We start from the raw sequence: 6,916 nt of genomic DNA on the forward strand, positions 1-6,916 counted from the left end.
AACCCGCCAAAATGGCGGGTTTTTTGTGGGTCGCAGATTAGAAGTAGTACGGGAATTTCAGGCTGAAGGAAAAGTCTGGCGCGTCGTCGGTCAGGCCGATGGCCAGGTTGGGAACGATCGTCAGGTTGTCCGTAGCCGCGAAGGTCAAGCCGATGTTGAAGTTGGCTGCGTTGTAATCGCTGTTGGAAATCGATTGCCAATCGCCGCCGTCGGGCTTGATCTTGCTCTTGCGGGCGAACTGATCGGTGAACGAGAACGACATACTCATCTTCTCGTTCAAGGCAAATGCGATACCGGCGCCAGCCTGCCAGGAATCGCCCAGTTTCACGTCGCCCTTGACCTTGGAGCCGACCTGAGGGCTGATGTCGCTGAAAGAGTCCTCCATGTTGTAGGTGTAGGCCAGGGTGCCGAACAGCACCGCCGGGTCGAAGGTCTTGACCAGAGAGATGCCCGGGGTGAACGACCAGACACCGTTGCCGGTCGGCAAGTCCTCGGGAACCGCGAGGTTATCGTTGGTCGGGTCAGTGACCAGTTTGATGCCGTAAGGGTCCTTGCCGGTCGGTGCCTTCACGCGAAATGTAACGACCGCGTCGGGCAGGTTGGCCGACTCATCCAGAAACTTGTATGCAACGCCGACGTTCACGTCGCCGATGGTCGGGTCGCGGGTAACGGTCTCGTCCGACGTCACTGGCCCTGCGCCACCTGCGCCACCGGAGGAGTACGTCGACTCGCGATAAACAACCGGGACGTTAATGTCGAACTGCCAGCGCTGCGCCACGTTGTAGCGGGCGGTCAGGTCCAGGGTCCAGTTGTCGGCCTTGATGCGGTCGAGGTTGATGTTACCCAGAAAAATCGAATCCAGTGCGAGGAAGCCGTTCAGCGTCAAGGCTCGGGTATCGTAGTGGGTGTAGGTCAGGCCGGTTTCGACGCTGAACTTGCCGCCACCGAAAAAGCCGCTGGCTTCGTCATACAGGTTGGAAACGCTTTGCGCAGGCTCCGAATCATCCTTGAGCGATTGTCCGTACGAACTGCCTGTGGTGCCCGGCGCACCGGTGGCCACCGACTGACCCTTGACCGGTTCGGCAGGGGATTTGGTCAGGCGTTTGGGAGGCGGTGCCGCCGGTGTTTCTTCGACTTGCTTAACGCGCTGCTCAAGTACCATCAGCGCGTTCTGCTGTGCTTCGTAACGCTGTTTCAACTCCATGAGTTCTTGTTTTAGTGCTTCTACCTGGGGGTCCGGTGCTGCGTAGAGCAATGAGGCCGGGGCCAGGCTACTCAGACAAACGATAAATCTGAACGGTATAGATCGATGCATGGGTTAGCCGTCCCTTCTGACTTGATCTGATGAGACTGAGCGTAGATCAGAATCCGAGAGCGCGAAGCCCTTTGAGTTGATCCAGGTTGCCGCTCAGCGCTCCGGCTGCCGGCCCGTCACGCAGCACGACATTGAGCGACGTGAGATTGCTGACCTGATTGCCTCCTCCTAACAAAGTCGTGTTCTGCATCAGCCCACCCTGGGCCAGGCGTTGCATGGTGCTGCCCTGGTTGTTGTTGGCCACGATGTTGAGTTGCACACCCGTACCGTTCGTGGAAACACTCAGCGAGCCCGCGCCATTGGCGCCGACCAGTGTCGAGCCTGAGTCCAGTGCCTGGCCTTCCTGTTGCATCACCGGCGCCTGGTTAGCCTTGGCGACGTTGATATCGACGTTGTTGTTGGCCGCGTTATTGTCGCCGGCAGCACGTACCACCTGAGTCACACCTGAAGTGGTGTTGAGGCCGTTGCCGCCAGTGACGGTGCCGGTGCCTTGCTTGATGGTGGAGCTATTGCCTGTTTTGTCGATCAAGGACACATAGAACTGTGGCTTGATGGTCGTTTGCTGGACTTGCATCGAGGACGTCGCGCCGATCACGTCACCGTTGGCGTTTTGCCAAGTGCTGGTCATCACAACGCCAAAACTGATGATGCGTCCCGGCATCACATAGCGGCCTCGCAGGGCTGCCAGCTCCTGATCTTTCAATTCGATGGGTTTGAAAATTTCTGCCTGGGTGGGCAGGCTGGCGGCCAGGCAAAGCACAGCCAGCCAGAGTGGAGTCTTCATGGGATGCTCCCGGAGCGTCGTGCTCCCTTGTTATTAGAAGAAGTCGCTTCGGATAAATCCGAAATCCATCAACTCTGCGTCTTGCACCGGTTTGAAATTGTCGACGCGGTTCTTGGCAGTCAGTGGCAGGGGAGGGTCGATCAACGCGTTGGATTTGTCGTAGCCCTGGCCGATGACGGCAAAGATGATGCCGTTCCAGCCTTTGACGAAATCTTCGACTTTGTAGCGTTTATGACCGAGCACCGGGTCTCCGATATAGACCCAGCCTTTCCACACTTTTTGCATGACTACAAAATGCTTGTAGCCACGGATGTCCATGAGAACCACCACCGGAATCTTGATGTCGCTCAGCGTTTCCGTCGCCACCCGGTAGCCGCGGGCCCGCATTCCGATGCTTTCCACGTAACGCTTCATGTCGAGCATGGAGAAGCCTTGAGTCCGAACCAGATCCTGGTCGGAGTGTTGCAGCATGCCTTCGATGATCTGTTCTTCATTCACGTCCAGCCAATAGGCCTGACGCAAGATGGTTGCCAGCGCAGCGGCGCCGCAACTGAAGTCGGTTTTCTGTTGCACCAGGTCGGAAAATTTACGTTCGCGTACGCTCTGGATCGGCTTGTACACCAACCCTCCGCCCGGGAGGACCGATAGCGGCATTTGTGCAGCCTCGATCACACTGGCCACGCAAAGCAACAATGCCAAGACGATAATGCGCATGGTGGGATGCCCTCTGGTGGTGCTGAAAAAGGCCCCCATTCAGGGGGCCTCCAGAGACAGCAATCAGAACGATTGGTTGGAAATGGCCAACGAGTTGCTTTGTTGGTTGCCCACACCAGCCGCCACGTTCACGCCCAGGTTGCCACTGCCACCGTTCACCGAACCGCTCAGGGTTGCAGTGTTGGTCACAGGGTTGGCCCAGCCAGTTGGAGTCAGCACTTGATAGGAGACGGTGTTGCTCAAATCAAACGAGCTGCTTTCACTGTAGCTTTTCGTCACGTCTTTCGACGATTGCGACGCTTTCTCGCCAGATTTGTCATACGAAGAGTCGAACGATTTCGTGAATGACGAGTCGTGCGATTTATCATACGAAGAGCTGGTGGAGTTTGTGTTCGACGTGTCGAGAGAAGCATCGACCGAAGCACTGAGCGAAGCGTCTAGCGAAGCATCCGAAGAACTGCTGCGGGTGCGATCGCCATTGCCGTTGTTGAAGGTGACGGATCTGGCAGCAGAAGCCGCTGCGGTCAAAGTAGCATCCAGGGAAGCGCTCAGAGTAGCACTGCTAGTAGCGCTCGAATCGGAGCTTGCGGAGCCGCTGGCAGCCGAGCTTTTTGATCCACTGACATCAAAGCTGTTGGATCCACTGGCAGACCAGCTGCTGGATTTGCTCTTATCAACACTCAGACTGGAGTCTTTGTTGTAAGAAGCACTGCCGCTTTTGGTTGTAGTGAACGACAGCGTATCCAGGCTGTAGGTCCGATCAGCGAGGTTATTCACTGTCAGGCCAGGACCGCTTTGATCGGCAGAGGCGGTGGCGGATGCATTACCGAGTGGTGCATTGGTATTGGCAATCGCCATAGTGTTTTTCTGTTGGTTGAGGTCGCCGCCAGCAATGTTGATACCCATGTTGCCGCTGGCGCCACTGCCCGACCCGCTCATCGTAGCCGAGTTGGTGGTGGAGAAATTGTCGACCCGGTTGTTGTTGCTGAACTGAGTGACTTTGGAAGTAGCGCTGGCAGTGCCAAACACGAAGCTGTTATCGATAGAGGCATTGTCAGAGGCAGCGTTCGCGATGGCGGCCGCGTTGTCTTGTTGGTTGCCGGAACCGCCAGCCACGTTGATGCCGACGTTGCCGCTGGAGCCTCCACCAGAACTACTCATCTCGGCAGAGTTTGTAGTCCCTTGGTTGTAGATTTTGTTGCCGGTGCTGCTTTGCTTGTCATTAGCATTGGCAGTGGCACTGATAGGGATCATTTTTGGGGGAGGGGTTTGATTACCGCCATTGTGATGATGGTGATCATTCCGATCGTTTGCTTGTACAGCAACAGCCATGACCGCAGCAATTGCGAAAACCAGAGGCTTTAATGCCATCGAAGGTTTCATGGTGATTCTCCGTACTTATTTTAGGTTAAGTGTTGTTATTACCTGTTTGGGTCAATCCGCGACCCGTATGCTCAGGGTGTTGGCCATTCGGTTTCCCACCCCTGCACTCTGATTCAACTGAATCACCCCACGACTACCGGTGAATGCCTGGTCACTGGTAGAGACCTGGCGATAGCCGGGTGCAGAGACAGTTGGATCGGAGTTGTTGAGCAGCGCCACGTTCTGTTGCATGAGGACGCTGTCGTCGATACTTTGCGGCTGGTCACTGACGCTGATGCGCAGTGCATTGGCTTGCTGATTGCTGGCACCCGTGCTCTGGTTCACACCCAGAACGCCGTTGCCGTGACTGAAGGAGTTGCCCTGGATACTGGACCGGGCGTCGAGCGCGGGGTCGACAACGGAGCGCAACCTTTGGCGAATCTGCGTGGTCGCGGTGGCGCCATGGCCAACGGCGATGGCGCGGGCGTTAGCTTGCTGCTGTAGATCGCCGGCGGCCTGGTTGACCCCGACGTTGCCCTGGTACTGCGAACCCGAATTGTCGATAACGGCGTTATCGATGACCGGAACGTCACTGATGACGGGAGGTTGGGCAAAGGTCGAAGCACTGCAAAACATGGCAATAATCAGCAGTGAACGATTCATCTTAACGGTCTCCCGTTATGATTTTCAGAGCACCCAGGCCTTGCTGGACGCTTGAATTGACCATGTTGGCAATGCCGTTACCGCCATTACCCGTACGCCCACCCGGGAGGTTGGACAGTTGTTGCTGGTTGTTGATATTGCCGCCCAGGTTGTTGGTGTTTTGAGTGACCAAGCGCGAGATGCCTGCACCACTGGCGACGTTGGCAAAGTCGCCGTCGCTCAACTCATTCGTTTGACTGAGGATTTGTTTGGACGGGTTGGCGTTGGCGGTGGTCGGATTCGGGTCGGGAGCCACCGGCGCTTGCACGGCGTTTCGCACTTGAACATCACGTTTGATGACAATGATGCCGTTGTCCGCCTGAACAGGCAGAGAGACAGTTGAGCCCAGTGCGCATCCGACCAGCAGGAGGCTATAGATGCTTTTATTGAGTTTCCCCACGGCGGCAATTCCTTCTGTAAGTGGCACGCTGGCCCTTCAGCGATGCGATGTAGAGAGCGAAAGCTGTGCCGTTTTTTGAATTCCTTTGTGATTCAGTGGGTTGCAGATTTTGTCCGGGAGCCTTGTGTCGGCGCTGTTTCATGCGTGAGACAGGCGTTGACGATTTCAACCAATAAAACCGGTTGCAGTGCTCTAGATCGAGGGTTTGAGCCGAGTTGTATCAGCGTCGTAACAACTGGAGGGAAAGTGCGAGGGGAGCGTTGAAACGGCGCGTTTGCGTCGGTAGGGATGTTTCAGGAATGGACACTTTTACCCCGAGAGAGGGGAAAAAGCTGGGGAAAAGTCCCCAGAAAACGGGTCAGGCGGTCAGTAGCAGCGACACAAGGTGGACGGCCAGAGCACGCCGTTCGGCCCAATCTCCCTGCAAAACCTGGAAGGGTTTTTGATGCGTTTCCAGCCAGGTTTTCGTTGCGTCGAAGAATGCCAGGCGCTCGCTCAAGTCGGGTTGGCAGCGCTGCCCATCGTCGGCCCACTCGACGTTTTCGGGCGACAGCAGCAAGTGTAAATCGTAATGCCGGGCCAGCAGCGCCTGTTCGATCCAGGCCGGGCAATCGCCGAACAACGTCTGACTCCAGAGGATATTGCTCAGCAAGTGTGTGTCCAGAATCAGCAACTGCGGCTGCCGGGCGCGAGCTTCGTCCTCCCATTGCAACTGACCCGAGGCGATGTGCGCAACATCCGCCAGGCAGGTGTCTCGTGGGTTCTGCTCAATGAACCAACGCACGTATTCGTCTACGCGCACTCCACCGAACTGTGTCTGCAACTCGGATGCCAACCAACTTTTGCCGCTGGACTCGGGTCCGGTCAGTACCAGGACTTTCATGCGCGCAACGCCGGATCGCCACGCCATTCACGCCAGCCTTGTACGGCAATCACGGTAAACAGCCCATAGAGCCCAGCGGTCAGGTACATCCCTTTATAGATGAAGAGCCCGACGAAGATCACGTCCAGCGTGATCCACAGCGGCCAGCATTGAACGCGCTTTTGCGCCATCCACACCTGCGCCACCAGGCTGAAGCCGGTCAGCGCTGCATCGAGCCAGGGCTGGGCAGCATCGGTCCAGTGCGCCATGGCCGCACCGAGCAACAGACTGCCGAGCCCACCGATGGCAAGGCCGAGCGCGATCGATTTGCCCTTGAGCTGGCTGACCTGTCGACCTTGGCGCTCTGCACCCGCGCGCGTCCACTGCCACCAGCCGTAGAGCTGCAAGGCGGCATAGATCACCTGCAGCAGCATGTCCGAATACAGCTTCACTTCAAAAAAGACCCAACTGTAAAGCGACACCATGACCAGCCCGATAGGCCAGCACCAGGGATTCTGTTTGACCGTCAGCCAGACGGCGATGACACCGAGGGCGGCGGCAAACAGTTCAAGCCCGGACATGGAGGTTCCTTGGTAGAAATCGGAGAGGGGGCGGATTGTAACGGCAGGCGCGGCCGAGTAGTACCGCTCAACCGTGGTATGTAGCAGCTGCCGAGCTTGCGAGGCTGCGTTCGGCTGCGTAGCAGTCGTCAGAGATGTCCCGCCGTGTATCAGCAGGAATGTGGTTGCCGGATTTACGACTGCTGCGCAGCCGAAC

General features: G+C 57.0%; 8 protein-coding genes. All 8 read right to left on the reverse strand.

All coding sequences use genetic code 11. The annotated features are described in order from the left end of the window. Nucleotides 1-37: 37 nt before the first annotated feature. The 8 genes from EJA72_RS28875 to pnuC all read right to left on the reverse strand — a co-directional run bounded on the left by EJA72_RS28875 (nt 38) and on the right by pnuC (nt 6,720). Nucleotides 38-1,315 carry a hypothetical protein gene (locus tag EJA72_RS28875; RefSeq protein ID WP_157715263.1) on the reverse strand — a complete coding sequence of 426 codons (1,278 nt, stop codon included), beginning with the start codon at nt 1,313-1,315 and terminating at the stop codon, nt 38-40. A gap of 46 nt (nt 1,316-1,361) precedes the next feature. Further along, a complete protein-coding gene (locus EJA72_RS28880) occupies nt 1,362-2,099 on the reverse strand; it encodes a hypothetical protein (protein ID WP_157715264.1) in 738 nt (245 codons plus the stop codon). Nucleotides 2,100-2,132: 33 nt separating this feature from the next. Next, complete coding sequence (locus EJA72_RS28885; RefSeq protein ID WP_157715265.1) at nt 2,133-2,813, reverse strand: C39 family peptidase; 681 nt, start codon at nt 2,811-2,813, stop codon at nt 2,133-2,135. Nucleotides 2,814-2,876: 63 nt separating this feature from the next. Then, nucleotides 2,877-4,196 (reverse strand): heme utilization protein, encoded by a 1,320-nt coding sequence (locus EJA72_RS28890; protein WP_157715266.1) that lies wholly within the window; start codon nt 4,194-4,196, stop codon nt 2,877-2,879. Between the two features lie 51 nt (nt 4,197-4,247). Beyond that, nucleotides 4,248-4,838, reverse strand: coding sequence for an adhesin (locus tag EJA72_RS28895; protein WP_157715267.1), 591 nt, complete (start codon nt 4,836-4,838; stop codon nt 4,248-4,250). Between the two features lies 1 nt (nt 4,839). Further along, nucleotides 4,840-5,277: a hypothetical protein gene (locus EJA72_RS28900; protein ID WP_178129631.1), complete on the reverse strand. Its 438-nt coding sequence runs from the start codon at nt 5,275-5,277 to the stop codon at nt 4,840-4,842. Between the two features lie 358 nt (nt 5,278-5,635). Further along, on the reverse strand, nt 5,636-6,160 hold the full coding sequence (locus tag EJA72_RS28905; protein ID WP_157715268.1) for an AAA family ATPase: 525 nt from the start codon (nt 6,158-6,160) through the stop codon (nt 5,636-5,638). Next, nucleotides 6,157-6,720, reverse strand: a complete 564-nt coding sequence (gene pnuC, locus EJA72_RS28910; protein WP_157715269.1) for a nicotinamide riboside transporter PnuC — start codon at nt 6,718-6,720, stop codon at nt 6,157-6,159. The genes EJA72_RS28905 and pnuC overlap by 4 nt, the downstream gene beginning before the upstream one ends. Nucleotides 6,721-6,916 lie beyond the last annotated feature (196 nt).

The sequence above is a fragment of the Pseudomonas sp. PB120 genome, assembly GCF_009761815.1.
Classification (GTDB): domain Bacteria; phylum Pseudomonadota; class Gammaproteobacteria; order Pseudomonadales; family Pseudomonadaceae; genus Aquipseudomonas.

Excerpts from the sequence above, each read along its gene's own strand:
- EJA72_RS28875 (WP_157715263.1), bottom strand. The coding sequence starts at position 1,315 with ATGCATCGATCTATACCGTTCAGATTTATCGTTTGTCTGAGTAGCCTG.
- EJA72_RS28880 (WP_157715264.1), bottom strand. The coding sequence starts at position 2,099 with ATGAAGACTCCACTCTGGCTGGCTGTGCTTTGCCTGGCCGCCAGCCTG.
- EJA72_RS28885 (WP_157715265.1), bottom strand. The coding sequence starts at position 2,813 with ATGCGCATTATCGTCTTGGCATTGTTGCTTTGCGTGGCCAGTGTGATC.
- EJA72_RS28890 (WP_157715266.1), bottom strand. The coding sequence starts at position 4,196 with ATGAAACCTTCGATGGCATTAAAGCCTCTGGTTTTCGCAATTGCTGCG.
- EJA72_RS28895 (WP_157715267.1), bottom strand. The coding sequence starts at position 4,838 with ATGAATCGTTCACTGCTGATTATTGCCATGTTTTGCAGTGCTTCGACC.
- EJA72_RS28905 (WP_157715268.1), bottom strand. The coding sequence starts at position 6,160 with ATGAAAGTCCTGGTACTGACCGGACCCGAGTCCAGCGGCAAAAGTTGG.
- pnuC (WP_157715269.1), bottom strand. The coding sequence starts at position 6,720 with ATGTCCGGGCTTGAACTGTTTGCCGCCGCCCTCGGTGTCATCGCCGTC.